This is a genomic window from Paenibacillus dokdonensis, assembly GCF_004916975.1.
GTDB lineage: Bacteria > Bacillota > Bacilli > Paenibacillales > Paenibacillaceae > Paenibacillus_AQ > Paenibacillus_AQ dokdonensis.
Genome location: NZ_STGQ01000001.1, coordinates 2,812,156 through 2,828,847 on the forward strand (window position 1 = coordinate 2,812,156; position 16,692 = coordinate 2,828,847).

The 16,692-nt window shown below is 47.7% G+C and carries 18 protein-coding genes; 5 read left to right on the forward strand and 13 right to left on the reverse strand.

The window, feature by feature from the left end:
* Nucleotides 1-9 precede the first annotated feature (9 nt).
* The 4 genes from E6W40_RS12975 to E6W40_RS12990 form a co-directional block, all read right to left on the reverse strand.
* A complete protein-coding gene (locus tag E6W40_RS12975; protein ID WP_168928917.1) occupies nucleotides 10-1,158 on the reverse strand; it encodes an NAD(P)/FAD-dependent oxidoreductase in 1,149 nt (382 codons plus the stop codon).
* A gap of 22 nt (nucleotides 1,159-1,180) precedes the next feature.
* The gene (locus E6W40_RS12980; RefSeq protein ID WP_211147004.1) at nucleotides 1,181-1,915 is read right to left on the reverse strand and encodes a methyltransferase domain-containing protein; all 735 of its coding nucleotides are present in this window, start codon (nucleotides 1,913-1,915) and stop codon (nucleotides 1,181-1,183) included.
* A complete protein-coding gene (locus tag E6W40_RS12985; protein WP_136605834.1) occupies nucleotides 1,908-3,065 on the reverse strand; it encodes a type III polyketide synthase in 1,158 nt (385 codons plus the stop codon). The genes E6W40_RS12980 and E6W40_RS12985 overlap by 8 nt, the downstream gene beginning before the upstream one ends.
* A 157-nt stretch (nucleotides 3,066-3,222) precedes the next feature.
* Nucleotides 3,223-4,917 carry a M3 family oligoendopeptidase gene (locus tag E6W40_RS12990; protein ID WP_136605835.1) on the reverse strand — a complete coding sequence of 565 codons (1,695 nt, stop codon included), beginning with the start codon at nucleotides 4,915-4,917 and terminating at the stop codon, nucleotides 3,223-3,225.
* Between the two features lie 449 nt (nucleotides 4,918-5,366).
* Between E6W40_RS12990 and E6W40_RS12995 the strand changes: the two genes are divergently transcribed.
* Together E6W40_RS12995 and def are read left to right on the forward strand one after the other, a co-directional pair.
* The gene (locus E6W40_RS12995; RefSeq protein ID WP_136606980.1) at nucleotides 5,367-5,606 is read left to right on the forward strand and encodes a helix-turn-helix domain-containing protein; all 240 of its coding nucleotides are present in this window, start codon (nucleotides 5,367-5,369) and stop codon (nucleotides 5,604-5,606) included.
* A gap of 22 nt (nucleotides 5,607-5,628) precedes the next feature.
* Complete coding sequence (gene def, locus E6W40_RS13000; RefSeq protein WP_136605836.1) at nucleotides 5,629-6,138, forward strand: peptide deformylase; 510 nt, start codon at nucleotides 5,629-5,631, stop codon at nucleotides 6,136-6,138.
* A gap of 77 nt (nucleotides 6,139-6,215) precedes the next feature.
* Here the strand turns inward: def and E6W40_RS13005 are convergent, their stop codons facing one another.
* The 6 genes from E6W40_RS13005 to E6W40_RS13030 form a co-directional block, all read right to left on the reverse strand.
* The gene (locus tag E6W40_RS13005; RefSeq protein WP_136605837.1) at nucleotides 6,216-7,124 is read right to left on the reverse strand and encodes an aldo/keto reductase; all 909 of its coding nucleotides are present in this window, start codon (nucleotides 7,122-7,124) and stop codon (nucleotides 6,216-6,218) included.
* Between the two features lie 23 nt (nucleotides 7,125-7,147).
* The gene (locus E6W40_RS13010) at nucleotides 7,148-8,395 is read right to left on the reverse strand and encodes a DUF445 domain-containing protein (protein WP_136605838.1); all 1,248 of its coding nucleotides are present in this window, start codon (nucleotides 8,393-8,395) and stop codon (nucleotides 7,148-7,150) included.
* A 109-nt stretch (nucleotides 8,396-8,504) separates the two neighbouring features.
* Nucleotides 8,505-9,074 carry a nitroreductase family protein gene (locus tag E6W40_RS13015; protein WP_136605839.1) on the reverse strand — a complete coding sequence of 190 codons (570 nt, stop codon included), beginning with the start codon at nucleotides 9,072-9,074 and terminating at the stop codon, nucleotides 8,505-8,507.
* Between the two features lie 66 nt (nucleotides 9,075-9,140).
* On the reverse strand, nucleotides 9,141-9,605 hold the full coding sequence (gene lspA, locus E6W40_RS13020; protein ID WP_136605840.1) for a signal peptidase II: 465 nt from the start codon (nucleotides 9,603-9,605) through the stop codon (nucleotides 9,141-9,143).
* A gap of 91 nt (nucleotides 9,606-9,696) precedes the next feature.
* On the reverse strand, nucleotides 9,697-9,963 hold the full coding sequence (locus E6W40_RS13025; RefSeq protein ID WP_136605841.1) for a metal-sensitive transcriptional regulator: 267 nt from the start codon (nucleotides 9,961-9,963) through the stop codon (nucleotides 9,697-9,699).
* Between the two features lie 36 nt (nucleotides 9,964-9,999).
* Nucleotides 10,000-10,266 (reverse strand): hypothetical protein, encoded by a 267-nt coding sequence (locus E6W40_RS13030; RefSeq protein ID WP_136605842.1) that lies wholly within the window; start codon nucleotides 10,264-10,266, stop codon nucleotides 10,000-10,002.
* 182 nt (nucleotides 10,267-10,448) lie between these two features.
* Here E6W40_RS13030 and E6W40_RS13035 point away from each other — a divergent pair, with 182 nt between their 5' ends.
* From E6W40_RS13035 to E6W40_RS13045, 3 genes are all read left to right on the forward strand, one after another.
* Entirely contained in the window at nucleotides 10,449-11,681 is a 1,233-nt protein-coding gene (locus E6W40_RS13035; RefSeq protein ID WP_136605843.1) for an aminopeptidase, read from the forward strand.
* 216 nt (nucleotides 11,682-11,897) lie between these two features.
* A complete protein-coding gene (locus tag E6W40_RS13040; RefSeq protein WP_136605844.1) occupies nucleotides 11,898-13,127 on the forward strand; it encodes an aminopeptidase in 1,230 nt (409 codons plus the stop codon).
* Nucleotides 13,128-13,291: 164 nt separating this feature from the next.
* A complete protein-coding gene (locus E6W40_RS13045; protein ID WP_136606981.1) occupies nucleotides 13,292-14,053 on the forward strand; it encodes an SDR family NAD(P)-dependent oxidoreductase in 762 nt (253 codons plus the stop codon).
* On the opposite strand, the gene E6W40_RS13050 is transcribed toward E6W40_RS13045, so the two are convergent.
* Genes E6W40_RS13050 through E6W40_RS13060 form a run of 3 tightly spaced genes read right to left on the reverse strand, consistent with a single transcriptional unit; the run spans nucleotide 14,050 to nucleotide 16,585 of the window.
* Complete coding sequence (locus E6W40_RS13050) at nucleotides 14,050-14,946, reverse strand: prenyltransferase/squalene oxidase repeat-containing protein (RefSeq protein WP_136605845.1); 897 nt, start codon at nucleotides 14,944-14,946, stop codon at nucleotides 14,050-14,052. The genes E6W40_RS13045 and E6W40_RS13050 overlap by 4 nt on opposite strands.
* A gap of 12 nt (nucleotides 14,947-14,958) precedes the next feature.
* Nucleotides 14,959-15,651: an AlkZ-related protein gene (locus E6W40_RS13055; protein ID WP_246072992.1), complete on the reverse strand. Its 693-nt coding sequence runs from the start codon at nucleotides 15,649-15,651 to the stop codon at nucleotides 14,959-14,961.
* Nucleotides 15,652-15,655: 4 nt separating this feature from the next.
* The gene (locus E6W40_RS13060) at nucleotides 15,656-16,585 is read right to left on the reverse strand and encodes a helix-turn-helix transcriptional regulator (RefSeq protein WP_246073079.1); all 930 of its coding nucleotides are present in this window, start codon (nucleotides 16,583-16,585) and stop codon (nucleotides 15,656-15,658) included.
* Between the last annotated feature and the right edge of the window lie 107 nt (nucleotides 16,586-16,692).

The following is a 16,692-nucleotide window of genomic DNA, read 5'->3' on the forward strand; positions in this document are numbered from 1 at the left end:
ATCTTCCCCTTAAGGCATCGGAGTTTTCCCGTTTAGCCGGGTTGCTTGCACCATAGACTTGGCAAGATGCGGAAACAATTTGGTTCCGGCTGTCCATAACCGGGGTACCACTGGCATACTGCCAAGCGTCTGCAACAGATGTCCCCATCGCAAAATAGCGGCATATTCCTTTTGCATCGCTGAACGATAAGCATCTTCCCATTCGTCCATACTTATATTCCCGTGAAGATAACGGTCACCATATAATGCGCAAATTTTAGCTGAGCGGAGCGCAGCCGACATTCCATCACCAAAGAGCGGTGGTATCATCGCGCCAGCATCGCCAACCTGCGGGATGATGCTCCATGCATTTGGTTTGGCAGACAGATAAACGGGTGCCGCGGAGACTTGGGTATCAGGCAGCAGCACGCCTCCTGAGAGCCTGTCCGCCAGCAGCCTATTTTCTGCCGCAGCCGAAAGCAGAAGTTCAGAAACCGAGCTTCCTTTTCCGCGTATCCGATCAAGCGGCAGTAATGCTGCAACGTTTGCCCTTCCGTTTTCCACAGGGGAAATGCCTACGTAACCGCCGCGAATAAAGAAAAGTTCAACGGTCTGTTCTAGCTTTAGCCCTGTGAAATGGGCTTTTAAACCAATATAAGCGCGTTTACCATTGTCAGATACTGATTGCGTCTTTCTAATGAGATCCGTACGGGGATGCGCTCCCCAGGCCGCATATACGGTACGAGAGTGAAGTACTTCAGATGAACCGTCATGACGTGATCCAATACGGAAGCCATTATTCTCGCTCACAATGCTGGACACGGCTGTACCGGTCTGCACCCGCACCCCTGCTTCTTCCGCCGTTTTCAGCATGATGGAATCCATTGCGTATCGGCTTAACCCCCATGCCGGCTCTTCCAGATCTGCTTCGACTACACCTCCATGCCTGAAGATGAGGCGAGTCTTAGAAATACGGCCAGGGCGCAGTGCTTCCAATTGATAGTCAACACCAAGTTCTCTAAACATGTCTCTGGTTTCCGGCGAAAGAAATTCACCGCAGGCTTTATGCCTGGGAAAGTTCTGCCGGTCCAGCAATACAGTATTCCATCCGAGGTTTGCGAGACGAATCGCAAGACTGCTTCCGGCTAAGCCTCCTCCAATCACCACTGCGTCCGGCATCCAGCATCCTCCCCTCTGACATCTATTGAATTGGTGAAATCTCATTTTTGGAGATCACAACGCTGTATCGAAACAAGGGCTTCCAAGAATACTTCAATGCATAGCTCCCCCGATGGCTTAACGCTTGTCTCAGCCTTTTCCAATCTGCGGACTTAAAACCTTTGGCAACAGATAATGGACCGTCATGACGGATATAGCGATTGCTGGATATGAGATGTGCAGTTAGCCAAACGGCTGACCAGGATATCCAATGCCGGTGAATATCGCTGATGACGATTCCCGAACGGGAGGACCGCAGCATATGGCAGGTCACATCCGGAAGCTCCTCATCCGTAAAATGATGCAGGAACTGGGAGCATATCAGCATATCTGCCGTTTCCTTTTCAATGTGGAACACATTTTGCCTCATAGCCGTTACCCGGGGTTCATCCTTGAAAATTCGCCTTGCTTCCCTGCATGCTTCTTCGGTCATATCCACCAAAGTAATGCGGATCTGTATCCCCCTGCGGTCTGCCCAGCGGAGAAGATACCGGTTGATTTCACCCGAACCTGCTCCAATATCCATCACATGGAGCTGCTTTGGCTTTCCTGACTGAACCCACAAATCATTCATCCCTCGAAGAAGTGGTCCGGATGCGCCGAAAATTCGGTTTAACCTGCGTAAATGCCGCAGTGCTTCCGTCAATTCCTCACCACCAGAGGTGAAATCATCCATGTATTCTTCTTTCACGGATCGTCTCCTCAGGACACTAAACATACGCGGCATCTTTTTCGGAAGAATGCAGTTTTTCTGTTCTTGAAATATATGAAAAACGGAGCAGCTCCGCCGTCAAACCTGGTCCAAAGGCGAGTGATATCCCGTTTGCCTGTTCCTTTCCCTGCTGCACGAGGTCTTCTCTCATCCTTTTCAAAACAAACAAAATCGTTGCCGAAGACAAGTTCCCATAATGCTTCAAAATGTCGCGGCTGTAGGAAACCTGACTGTCATCCAGTGCAAACATCTCCTGGACAGCATCTACGATTCCTCTTCCTCCCGGATGAATAGCCCATAAGGGAGGTAAATGATCTCCAACCAGCAATCCGACTTCCTCTCTGAGGAATGATTTGAGCAGCTTAGGAATGGCCGGTGAGAGATATAGGTCAAAACCCTGATTACCTACTTTCCAGATCATTTCATCTATCGAATCCGGTATAAGCACGGAATGCCCGCCTCCGAGCTGAAACACATGCTCCTGGCCATCAGAAACAGCACTGATCATACAAGCCGAAGCACCATCTCCAAAAAAAGAGGCACCGAACAATGCTTCACGTGTAGCCGGAGGCTGAAAATGAATGGTACACAGTTCCACGCATACGACCAGAACATGATGAGAAGAATCGCTTTCAACAATGCTTTTCGCAAGCTGTATTGCCTTTAGTCCAGCACTGCAGCCTTGAAATGTTAGAGGGATACGATTTATCCGTCTAGACAGTTCCAGATCTTTTATCAATAAAGTATCCAAGCCTGGCAAAAACTGCCCGGTACAGCTGACGGTAATGAGATGCGTTACACTCGAAGGAGCTAGCTTCGCATCAGTCATTGCTTCCTGTGCCGCCTGTGCAGCGAGTGGAACGGATTCTCGTTGGTATACCTCCATCCGCTGGGAAGTGGATGGGACAACAGCTTCTTCATGATCAGGCAAATAACGGCATGCACCCGCAGGCTTCAAAAAATCAGGCTCACAGGTATACCGTGTATCTACACCGCATTGCCTGAATATCCGCCTGGCCCACCGCATCACATCGGAATCCTTTTTGCAGGACTCCTCAATCCTTTGAAACACTTCATTTTGCTTCAGCTGATACTTTGGGATGCTTGTACCAATCCCGGTGATACCTGCTGCACCTGCAAACTTCAACTCCTTCATCAGTTTCCGCACCTCCCTTTCTTGAAAAATGTGCTCTACCCATAAAGAAAGAGTTATTGTGAGACAAGTCTATTCCGGAAAAAGGACAATTATGCGAAAACACAGAAAAAGGACGCTCCCGATTTACGGGTTGCGTCCTTTTATAAGTGCAGCTGAATTAAAGAACCGAATCGTCCACTGCATTCAGCCAGGCTTCGATATCACCGATGACAGAGGCTACACAGCCGTCTTCGAATGGAGATTTCAGGCCAGCATATTCAACCAATCCTGTGAACGATTTGCTTCCTCCTGCTTTACAGAGCTTCAAATAATCAGCCCAAGCGGATTTCCAGTCTTCGTTCATACGTTTCCAGAATTGGAATGCGCACAGCTGTGCGAGTGTATAGTCGATGTAATAGAAAGGCGATTGGAAGATATGGCCTTGCTTTTGCCAGAAGCCACCGCGTTCCAGATAGTCATTCTCTCCATGATTACGATGCGGCAGGTACTTCTTCTCGATATCACGCCAAGCCTGCTTGCGCTCAGCCGGAGTCGCATCCGGATTCTCATACACAAAATGCTGGAATTCATCGACGGATACGCCGTATGGAACAAACAGAAGCGCGCTGCTCAGATGATCAAATTTATATTTATCCGTATCTTCCTCGAAGAACAGGTTCATCCAAGGCCAAGTGAAGAACTCCATGCTCATCGAATGGATTTCAGCTGATTCATAGGTCGGCCAGTGATATTCCGGAATATCAAAATGTCTGCTGGAGTACACCTGGAATGCATGACCCGCTTCGTGCGTCAGCACGTCGATGTCACCGGAGGTGCCATTAAAGTTCGAGAAGATGAATGGTGCGCCATATTTACTGATAAAAGTGCAGTAACCGCCGCCCTGCTTGCCTTTTTTGCTCACGAGATCCATCAGGCCATTATCGACCATAAACGTGAAGAACTCATTCACTTCCGGTGCCAGCTCGGAATACATTTTCACGCCGCGGTCCAGAATCCAATCCGGGTCACCTTTCGGGGTGGCATTGCCGGATTTGAAGCTGAAGTTCTCGTCGTAGAAGTACAGCTGATCCACATCGATGCGTGCGCGCTGGCGTTCTTTCAATTTGGTAGCGGCCGGAACGATATATTCCTGTACCTGTTTACGGAAATTCGCTACCATCTCTGCGTTGTAGTCCGTACGATTCATCCGTGCGTATGCGAGCTCAACGAAACTCTTGTATCCAAGTTTATGAGCCATTCGTGTACGTGTTTTCACGAGTTCATCATAAATGCGGTCGAAATCAGCTTCATGTTCAGCCATGAATTGATATCTTGCCTCGGACGCTCTGCGGCGCAAATCACGGTCCGTCGAGAGCTCAAAAGGCGTCAACTGAGTCAAGGTGCGATCTTCGCCTTCAAAAGGGATTTTCGCAGATGCGATCAGCTGAGTGTATTCGGTTGAAAGCTTGTTTTCCTGCTGCAGATCTTCAATAATTTCAGGACTGAATGATTTAAGCGCCATTTCGGCAAGCAGGAACAGCTGGGTGCCCCACTTTGCTTCGAGCTCAGCTCTGAACTTTGAATTTGCCAGCGCACGGTAATAATCAGTTATGTATTCCTGGTAGACGGGTCCAACCTCGTCCATGTAGTCCTGTTCGGCTTTATAAAATTCATCGTTGGTATCGACGGAATGGCGAATGGTTACGATCTCTGCCATCGATTCTACTTCACTGCGCAGTTGGTTGATTTCGGTCATGGCTTGCTCTTGATCCTCTAACCGTTCTGCGGATTCGAACTTTTGCACGAGCTGTTGGAACTGTTCCTTGATACGCTCCATATCTGGACGCTCATATTTGTACTCACTAAATTTCATACCATGGCACTTCCTTTCTAAACTAGGGTCATGCTTATTATACATGGAGATGGGAGACAGATTCTACCACCGTTCAAAAAAATTTAACGTTGTTTTAGTCTCAAACTCGAAATCGGTTCTTTACCATGTTCTTATGCTGATTAACCCGCTAACCACAAAATAAGCACAGCAATAATGCCAACCGTAAATCATAAGCCAAGAAGGATAAGAAAGCCCATCGTTAGCATCTTTCCAGCGGATAATAGATATTTTTTCCAGTTAATACTTGTCATCCGTCCAACCCCCATAATCATACATTAAATACCATTAAAAACCTTTTACCGTCATGTCGTCAAATTTTCCGTTGTAATTTCAAAAAGTCATTGCTATATTAAGGTGGTACATAAATTATTTAGGTATTGCCTAAAATGTTCACTGTCATGATTATGAGGAAAGGTAGCGTGAAACGAATGCTTGTCTGGATGCTAAGGCAGGTTATGGCGCAAAAAGAAATTTGGTCGGGAGCCGAACTGGCACGGCTTTTAAAGGAAAAAGCAGGATATGAGCTGTCCCCTCCTTCCATCAGCGCTTTGCTCAGAGGACAGCCTAAACAGATGAAAGCTGATACTTTGGATGCGCTGTGTACAGCACTTGAATGTACCCCAAGCGATCTATGGGTGCATACACCACCCCGTATTCAAGGTGCATAATACAAGTTCAGGAGGCATGAATGTGGCAGAGAAAGAGATACTTCCTTTTGGCGATCCGGTGCTTCGGAAAAAGGCGAAACCTGTTGAAGAGCTTACTCCCAAAATGCTGAAAATGTTGGATGATTTAGTCGATACACTATATGCCGAAGACGGCCGGGCGGGTTTAGCCGCGCCCCAAATCGGCATTTTGCGCAGGATGGTCGTGATGGACTGCGGTGAGGGTTTGATTGAACTGATCAATCCGGAGATTCTGGAATCACATGACGAGCAAATCGGACCGGAAGCCTGCCTTTCCTATCCGGGCATTACCGGAATTGTAAAACGCGCAAATTATGTCAAGATCAAAACGTTGACCCGAACCGGTGAAACGATGTACCTGGAGGGATATGATTATCTGGCGCGCTGTATTCAGCATGAAATCGATCATCTGAACGGTATTTTATTCATTGATCATGTGGCGGACGGACAGCTTTACAGAGAACAGACGCGGGAAAAGGCTGACCTCATGCAAGCCCTTAAGTTATCGCGATAATAAACTGCTTGTGAAAATAAAACCGCCCCGCTTTCGCAGGACGGTTTTTATGCTTTTTATGAATAAGCAAGAAATTCTTATCGATGCGCTGTATAGACATTCGCACGGCTGATTCCCCGGATGAACTCCAACTCTTCCGTACTTAGCGCTGGCGATTCCGCAGCTTTCACATTATGAATTAACTGATTTAGTGAGCTTGCTCCTGGGATGGCTGCAGCAACGGCCTGATGGCCAAGGGAATAACGAATAGCGGTTTGCGACAGGCTCCGTTCGGGACATACAAGCGGCGCAAGTTTGGCTCGAATATCGATAAGCTCATCAGAGGTGTAATCCAAATAACCTTTTTCCACCTTGCTTGCACCCGCTTCAGCTAATACCCCGGATGCCACTGGCCCGCGCGCGATCACGCTAATCCCTTTTTCTGCAAGCAGTGGAAGAACCTCTTCCTCTGCCCTTCTGTCCAGTATGCTGTACTGGCTCATCACGGATACAATATGCGAACGGTTCACATATTCACGGATCACATTGGGTCGGATGGAAGAAATGCCGTAGAAACGGATAACCCCTTCCTGCTTCAGCTCCTCGAACGCTTCAATCGTTTCGTCGATCGGATCATCCAATGTACCGCCATGCAGCTGATACAAATCAATATAATCCGTTTGCAGGCGCCGCAAGCTATCTTTGACTGCAGACTTGATGTACGATTTGGATGGGTCCCAGCTTAAACCCTCCTTGCCGGGAATGCGACGGTTACCTACTTTTGTAGCCAGGATTACATCGCTGCGACGTCCCTTCACCGCTTTGCCGACAATCTCTTCATTCCGGCCTGCATCATATAAATCCGCTGTATCCAAAAAATTGATTCCCCGTTCCAGCGCTTCATGTACAAGGCGCACAGCCTCTTTTTCCTCCGTACCCAGCGACATACAGCCAAGTCCGATTTCACTGATATACAGATCCGAAGATCCAAGACGATTCTTTTTCATATTCAAGCTCCTCTCCCCATCGTTTAAGCGATGATCATATGAATGACGGTCAGAACGAGTCCGATTAGAAATCCGCAAATAGCTCCGTTAACCCGAATCCACTGCAAATCGCCGCCGACCTTCTCTTCAAGCATTTGAACCAAGGATTCATCATCAAGCTGATCCAGGTTATCTCGTACCAAAAGACCGATGCGGTAGTAGTTGGCTTCAACTGCCTGCACAATAAGGGACAAAATCCCTTGCTCCCACCGATCCATCATCTCTTCCTTGTCCCGCAAATGATCCGTGATCCACCGGTACATCTTGATAATTCCGCGCCCACCATTGATCTGCTCCTGTTCAAGCATCAGCAGTACGCGGGCTCTGATCTCCTCGAGCTTGCCCAGCATCCACTGCTCGGTACCCGAATCAGCCAGTTTATCACCAATCATACCCTTCAAACGCTCAGCAACTTCCGGATTCTCTGTAAAATCAGATACCTGCTGGCGTACCTCTGCCAGAATGCGCTGCCGGAAAGGGCTATCCTCATAAGACATTTCATGTAAGGAAGACAAGATCAGATTTTTCAAAATATTGCCGAGCTTCTCCTCGCTCATAAAGCCGAGCATGGCCTGAAGCGCAAATCCCTTCATTCCATTTAGCTGAATCTCCTGGAGCTTGTTGTGTGCGAGCTGTCCCAGCATATATTCATTCTCAGGCTGGCTCACCCATCTGCCGGCAAAGTTTAAAATGTAGTTTAATGCCTTTTCATCCACCTTGCTGCGAAAAGCCTGCCTGGATACGGATTCTAGTACTGGAGACAAATCCTGACTTTGAATAAATTTCACCAGAGCCTTCTGAACGGATGGTGTCATTTGCTCCAGAGGAACTTGACGGATGACGTCACTTACCGTTTCAATAACCTTAAGCCGGATCTTTTTTCTGCTTACCAGCTTTAGTATGCCGGATGACAAGCCTTTAAACAGTTTTACCTGGCGCAGCCTTTTCGTGATGCTGTCCTTATTCAGCAGCTCCGTTTCCAAAGCGGAAATGAGCGAGTTGATAATTTTATTACGGTTTTGGAGCAGCAAAGATGTATGCGGGATAGGTATCCCCATGGGATGACGGAATAATGCCGTAACTGCAAACCAGTCCGCAAAGCCGCCAACTAACCCCGCTTCAAATCCACCCTGAAGCAGGCGCACCGCTAAATTTTGCGGCAAAAACAGGGTGATCAGAAATCCCGCCCCCATGACTGCAAGAGAAGTTCCTGCTAAATATCTGGTTTTCATGTTGAATCCCTCCGCTATGTACCTGTTAACTATATTGTAACCAAGATTGACGCTAAGTGATCAGTTCCTGGCATCAAAACGAATAGAAAAACTCCCGATTGAACGGGAGCTACAAATCATACGTAGGCACATACACCGTAAACTTCTCTTCTGCAGGGGTTCTCGGCTTGCCTTCCGGTGCTTCGTTATAAAATCCCAAGTGCAGAAATCCCGCAATTTTCTCTCCATCTTGAACGCCAAGCATTTCCTTCACTTTCGGATCATAGATATGCATATTTGTTTTCCAGACCGTGCCGAGCCCGCGCTCCCAAGCAAGCAGCTGAAAATTCTGGATCATCGAGCTAACGGCGCCATAATCTTCATCTTGCTGTTTTTGGTTGTCGCTGTCCGTCATGATAATAATCAAGTAGGCATCAGGCTCGTTGAAGTATTTGATCCGATTTTCGAACATATCATCCGGATAATGCTGCGCCATTTCGAGCGCGAACAGCTGCTTGGCATCCGTTGGCACAAAAATAAATCTCCATGGCTCACGCAGCTTATGATTGGGTGCATATACCGCATCATTAAGCAGTTCGAGCACCAATTCCTGTGGTACAGGGATATTTTTATAGCCGGTCTTGACAGACCTTCTTTCTCTGATAATTTGGGCCAAAGCCGACGGTTTATTGTTATCCATAGATTCCTCTCTGCTTCCTGTGAAGGCTGTAAGTAATTTAGTCGCTACTACAATAATCTAAAATAATCATTTAAAAGAATAAGAGCGTCTTTCGCACCAGCTGCGGAGCAGCATGCCTACGATCAAAAGCAGCACTCCCGCGTTAATAGCCAGATCTGCAATATTCATGATTCCCGAGCCCGAGCCCCACACGATAAAATCAGTCACCTTGCCAAAGATGAGCCGATCGAGTGCATTGCCCAATGCTCCGCCCACCAGAAAACCAGCTGCTATATCCATGAGATTTCCGCGCAATGCGCCTTTGATCCGGTAATACACAATAACGCCCACAACAATGACCGCCAGGTATGCAAGCCACTTGCCATATCCTTGAAAGGAACTAAAGGCGGCGCCGCTATTTTGATAATATTCAAAATGAAGATAAGGAGCAAGGACACCCCGTGTTTCGCCTACCGACATGTGCGCGCGCACCCACCATTTTGAACCTTGATCAATCAATAAAACGATGAGTGATAGTATGTAGAAAAACATATGTCACCTTCCTTTCGCCTGTGTACCTGAACAAGTAGCGGCATTTAAAAAGCAGGAAGGTATCTCTCCCTGCCTTCGAAAATCAGTCTTGTTAACGGCTTTTGATTAAAAGCTCCACCGCTTCTTTAACCAGAGGACCGGTATCATTACCTTTTGCTTGCTCTTCCAGAATGCACTGCTCCAGATTCATCGCGACAATATAGGCCATCGCTTTATCAGTCGCACTGCGGACAGCCGACAACTGAGCTACAACATCTTTGCAGTTTTTGCCTTCTTCCATCATATTGAGTACGCCCCGGATTTGCCCTTCAAGCCGCTTCAAGCGGCGGACGACATTATCATCATAGTTCATGCTCATTCATCCTTTCCCGGCCTGCCTGGCATGCCTTGAGTTTTATTGTTCCATAGATTCGCGTGCCGCATCAACCAATGCGTCAAACAAATCATCATCCTCTTCGAGCTGTTCGTCCACTTTTAAAAGTTCTTCCTCATTGCCGGATTCCTCTGCGAAATTCAAGCTGTAATCCCATTCCTTGCCTCTTTTACTGAAAAGCGTGATTTCGTACTTGGAGCTATGACCCGTTAAGGTGAAAGTCACGTGACCCAGGTACTTCTTGTCCTCATCCTGCTTCATATCTGCTTTTATGATTTGAAATTCCATGTATAAATATCTCCTTTAGTTCCGTCTCGATGTTTATATAGTATACCATGTGCGGTATTCTTTCCATCCGGAGCGCACATATTTTCAATATGTCATCCGATTTAGTACAATACTATCAGAGGATTTGATTAAATCCCGGTTTCAGACAATTTATGACTAATCATATTGGAGGTTCAAAGTTCATGGCAAATTTCCAAGACAATCTTAACAAATATGCCGATCTTGCTGTCAGAGTCGGTGCCAATGTCCAACAAGGACAAATTCTGGTCGTTAACGCACCTATCGAATCGGCAGAGTTCGTACGCATGATCACCGAAAAGGCATACAAAGCTGGTGCCAGCGATGTACGCGTGAACTGGAATGATGAAAAGATCACCCGCCTGAAATACGAACACGCTGCTGAGGAAGTATTCTCCGAATCACCAAAATGGTACGCTGGCGAGATGACTGAGCTCGTGGAAAAGGGCGCAGCCGTACTGCATGTGCTTGCCGAGAATCCAGACCTCCTGAAAGGCATCAAACAGGAGCGCATTGTAGCGAATCAAAAAGCCAAAGGCCAAGCTATGACCAAATACCGCGCATACCAGCAAGCTGACAAATTCAGCTGGTGTCTGGTTGCTGTTCCATCGCCAGAGTGGGCAGATAAAGTGTTCCCGGATGCACCGCAAGAAGAACGGGTACAGAAGCTCTGGGATGCGATTTTCCATACCGTGCGCGTCGATCAGGACAATCCTGTGGAAGCATGGACCAAGCATCTCGAAACCTTGGATGAGAAGTCCAAATTCCTGAATGAAAAGAAATACAAAAAGCTGCATTACATAGCTCCGGGCACGGATTTAACCATTGAGCTCCCTGAAGGCCATATTTGGGCTGCGGGCGAAAGCTTTAATGAAAATGGACATAGCTTCGTTGCCAACATGCCAACCGAGGAAGTGTTTACGGCTCCCCTGAAGACTGGCGTGAACGGGTATGTCAGCAGCACCAAACCTCTCAGCTATGGCGGCAATATCATCGACCAATTTACGATTACATTTGAAAACGGCCGAATCGTTGGTGTCAAGGCTGAAGAAGGCCAGAAAGTACTTGAGCATCTGGTCGAAATGGATGAAGGCTCACACTATCTGGGCGAGGTTGCCCTGGTTCCGCATCAATCGCCGATCTCTGATTCCAACATTCTGTACTTCAACACGTTGTTCGACGAGAATGCCTCCAACCACCTGGCAATCGGCAGCGCTTATGCCTTCTGCCTGGAAGGCGGCAAGAATATGAATCAAGAGCAGCTCAGCGAGCATGGACTGAATACCAGCGTTACCCATGTCGATTTCATGATCGGCTCCGGTGAGATGGATATTTTCGGCGTAACAGCAGATGGAAAAGAAGAACCTGTATTTAAACAAGGAAACTGGGCATTTTAAGATTTGACTTCAAAAAACCATCAATGCCGTATTACCTTTTCTGCATAAGATGTAACCCTTGGAGTCCTATAGAGTCTTTCCTGCAGCAGCGGGAAAGACTCTATTTTTTAGAGAAATCATACATATCACCATCAATGGACAAGTTATGGTTCTATTTGACCCTTGGTTGATTTACAATAGAAAAATAACCCATCGACACTCTAGGAGGATTTTGCCATGTTATCTTTTGAAGACAAATTAAACAACTATGCGGAGCTCGCAGTTAAAATCGGCGCCAACGTGCAGCCCGGTCAAACCCTTGTCGTTAGTGCCGCAATCGATGCTGCAGAGCTCGTGCGTCTGATCGTTAAAAAAGCCTATGAAGCCGGAGCGAATTTCGTTAAAGTCAATTATACGGATGAGGTCGTTACCCGCCTCAGATATGATTTGGCGCCGGAAGAATCCTTCCTGGTCCCTCCAACTGCCCAAGCGCGTGAGTGGACAGAGCTGGCTGAACAGAATGCGGCATTTTTGACAGTCATCTCCTCCAACCCGGATCTCTTGAAAGGCGTCAGTCCGGAACGGATTGCCAGCAATCAACGCACCTTTGGACAAGCTATGGCAAAATATCGCCAATATCAACAATCCGACAAGATGAGCTGGACGGGTGTCGCCTTCCCTTCCCCCGATTGGGCTGCTAAGGTATTTCCGGATGCTCCGAAAGAAGAACAGGTTGCGAAGCTGTGGGATGCTATTTTCCATGCTGTCCGCGCTGATCAGGAAGATCCGATTGGTGCTTGGCATAAACATATTGATACACTTCAAGCCAAATCCGATGAGCTGAACAGTAAGAAATATCAAAAGCTTCATTTTGTCGCTCCGGGAACTGACCTGACAATTGAGCTTCCGGTCGGACATATTTGGGCTCAGGCAGGCAGTGTGAACGAACAAGGCACTACTTTTGTAGCCAATATTCCTACAGAAGAAGTCTTTACGGCACCGCGGAAAAACGGAGTAACCGGATATGTCAGCAGTACAAAGCCACTGAGCTACGGCGGCAATATTATCGACCGCTTCAAGCTCACCTTTGAGAACGGACGTATCGTAGACTTTACAGCAGAAGAAGGACAAGACACCCTGGCCCGTCTCATCGGGATGGATGAAGGCTCTCATTATCTCGGGGAAGTGGCGCTGGTTCCTTTCCACTCGCCTATTTCCCAAAGCAATATTTTATTTCTTACGACCCTCTTTGATGAAAATGCGTCCTGCCATCTCGCCATTGGCAGCTCTTATGCGTTCAATCTCGAAGGCGGAAAAACGATGTCTGAGGAAGAACTTGCCGCGCACGGAATGAATGCAAGCATTACCCATGTCGATTTTATGTTTGGATCACCGGAAATGAACATTACCGGTATTACACATGACGGCAAGGAAGAATCGATTTTCGTCAATGGGAATTGGGCATAAACGCAATTATGCATCAATAGGGAATGACAATATTTCTGATCGTTAAGGTACCTGAAAAGACCGGGCATTATCGCCCGGTCTTTTTATCTGCTTTTCATTGACGCTTAATGAATCCCAGTGGTACCATTAGACCAATTTCATGATGTGAGGAGCTGAATCCTTTGATTCCAATCGATTTATCGGGGAAAACCGCATTGATCACCGGAGCGACCGGTCAATTGGGCCGTGTCATGGCTCGTACACTGGCCCAAGCCGGCGCAAATACGGTGCTGCACTACCATGGCAACGCAGCGAAAGCTGCCGAGCTGAAGACAGAAATTGAAGCTCTAGGCAGAGCTTGTGTCACCGTGCAGGCGGATATCACGGATTTTCAAGCGGTACAGCTGATGAGCGAGACTGCGGTGAACGCTTTAGGCAAGGTTGATATAGTGGTAGCCAATGCCGTCATCCAGTATGAATGGACAAGTATACTGGAGCAGCCGCTAGAGGATTACCGGAGCCAGTTCGAATCCTGCGTTCTTCAAAGTGTGCATCTGGCCAAAATCTTTGCACCGGCTATGATGGAACGTGGTCAAGGGCGGTTCATCGGGATCAACACGGAATGCGCCATTCAAAACTTCCCTGGACAGTCTGCGTACACGGCTGGAAAAAGAGGCATGGACGGAATCTACCGGGTACTGGCCAAGGAGATTGGCGCGCATGGCATTACCGTCAATCAGGTCGCTCCCGGATGGACGATCAGCGAAAAAGACCGTGAAAATAATAGCGAGCATCAAGCATCCTATTCCCAGCATGTTCCGCTTAAACGCCGTGGAACCGATCAGGAAATTGCCAATACGGTCCTCTTCCTGGCTTCGGATCTGGCGAGCTACATAACGGGTGCGTACATTCCGGTTTGCGGCGGAAATGTCATGCCATCGATTTAATGTGACTCGAGACAGCCGTATGCCTTTAATGTAATCAAACGATCTACCGTAATCAGACTGCGCCATTCGGCTTCGTTACCCGTGCTCAGTGCCGGAAAGCTCATCATCCAGCCACCGTCCTCCTGTTGATGCTGGATCAGATAATCCAAATGACGCTGTACATCCTCATCTGTTATCCATTGCATTGCATAGCTGCCCGGGGTCGGAGCCCATTCCAGAACCTTATGTACATAACCTCCGGCCCCTGGATCCAGCTCGATAGTCCCCGGCTGCTGGAGCCATTCATTCACTCTTTTCAGTTCCTCAGCTGCTCTTTGCTGATCCGGAGCTGAATCAAGAAATGAAATACATTGGATCAGGTCGTGATAATCCGTCTTATCCGTTAACGGGATCCTTTGCCATACAAAGTCAACACTTTTCGCAATCCACTCATCTTTTTCCAAACCTGAGATTAATCGATGCTTCGATAATATCCCCAGAATCCTTCCTGTGGGATTGAGTGATCCAGACCGGTCTTCCTCCGTATTCCACCAAGGAGCGTGAGGGTATTCGTTCACATTCATAGCCGCTCGCGGAAAGCCGCCTTCCACTCTCGCTGAACTTCCAAGATACTTCAAGATGCCCTTCATCATATCCGGATCAAAGAATTCAATCTCTTCCATCGTCATTAAGGCATACTCCGTGGCTATAGGCTGACTTCCGGGTGTGCGCATATCCGGTTCCAGTGCGTTACCAAAGCCGCCATCGGCATTCTGATAGGGACGAAGCGCGTCTGCAACGGAAGCCGCTGTGCCTTGTTCAAAATGATATTCAAACCGTCTGCGGTCCAGCAGCCTGCCATTGGCATAAATAAAGTCACGTGCTTTCATGAACTGAATACTCGATAGTTTCATGGGAACAACCTCCTAGGAATTGAATGTTTTTTTGAAAAACATGAGCGCCTTGTCGCTGCTTCTCTCTCTTAAGCGGGTGAGCAATTCTTCGCGTGCTTCTTCCTTCGTGCGGTTATTCTTCTTGATTCCGTTCTGCCGCATCCAATTCTCCGCAGTCTCATAGGAAGTGCTGCTCCAGCCATTCACCTCACCCATTTCATTCACCTTGGCCTTCACGCCGGATATGACGATAAACAGGGATTCCTGCAGTTCAACGATCGCTTGATCAAAAGCCTTCTTGTCTTCCTTCGCCTTCATCAGCGCACGCTCCCGCAGCATACGTGTATCGATTCCTTGCTCGATATCAATGAGCTGATACAGCTGCCATGCTGTTCTGGATAACAGGCCATCCCTATAACATTTTTCAGCGTCCGTTCCCATGCTCAGACAGTTGTAAACCCAAGGAAACCATTCAGAAGAGACTAGTATTGCTTTTTTCTTAAAGAATTTCCCATAGGCAGCCTTCCCTTCCAAAGGAAACCGCGTACGCCAACTCCATGGATCGTCCTCTGTCGCGCTGTGCCAGCTGTCTTTCGGAGTGATGCTTTCAAGAGAAGGATAGTCTGGGATTAGGGAGGCCAGCGGCAGTATACCAACTTTTTCGATGTATTCCACTGCCTCTTCATAATGATGTATCATCACTTCAGTATGAATATTTTCATTCATGTCATTAACTCTCCTCTGCACTGGCTTGTTCGTATCTATTCCTCAGTTGTTCAGCTCTGTGACGGACTTCAGCCCGCAGCTTTTCAGGCATGATGACTGTAGCGTCGAGACCTAACGAGAAAAATAACTGTACAGACCACTCCCACTCGCTTTCCGGCAGATGAAAGTCTGCAATCCAGCGTTCATCGCCTACATGTTCAATGTGTTCTCCAACATGCTCGTCCCGTTCCACCTGAAGCATACCTTTGTAGGTTAGCTCGGCTCGGATATGTACTGTTTTTACTTGGCTTCGAGGTCTTACGGGTTCGGCATAATCCTCTGGAGCATCAACTTCAGCGATGTCACTCATCCGGTCAACACGCAGACGCCTGTTCTCGCCATGTGTATTCGAGTTGCAATCACAGTACCAGAATCCGTGAGCAGCAAATATCTTAAGGGGTTTGATCAGCAGATTCCTCCGATGATTCAAGGACTGATAAAAAACAGATATCCATTTTCCTTTTACCGTCATCTCAAGCAGCAATTCCAGATGGGGAATGTTGTAGACCCTTTTCGGAACCTCGACTTCCATGCTGTTCAGAAGCGGAGCAATGCTCAGTGATGTATCCTGTGGAAGAATACTCCTGATTTTGTCCATTACCGTCCATCGTTCTCCATTAAACGGAGTATCCGTATACCCCGTTAAACCCTGCAGCGCAAACAACACGCATAAAGCTTCTCTGGAGCTTAGCTGTAGGGGTGGAAGCTGAAAACCTTCCATCAGTGAATAACCGCCGTTTGGACCGCTCGCCGCCCCGAGAGGCACACCAATCTCCGACAGAGTCTGGATATCACGCAGAATCGTGCGGCGGGACACCTCCAGCCTTTCCGAGAGTACGGATGCCGTCTGGCTGCCATGCTGCAAGGCCATGATAATAGCCATTAAACGGTCCATCTTTTTCAAGCGCGGCACCCCCTTTTTCATGAATTTATCCCTATTATAGCAGGCTATTGGTGACAACTTATATGTCACTAATTATATGCTCCCCTGAACTTTTTTCA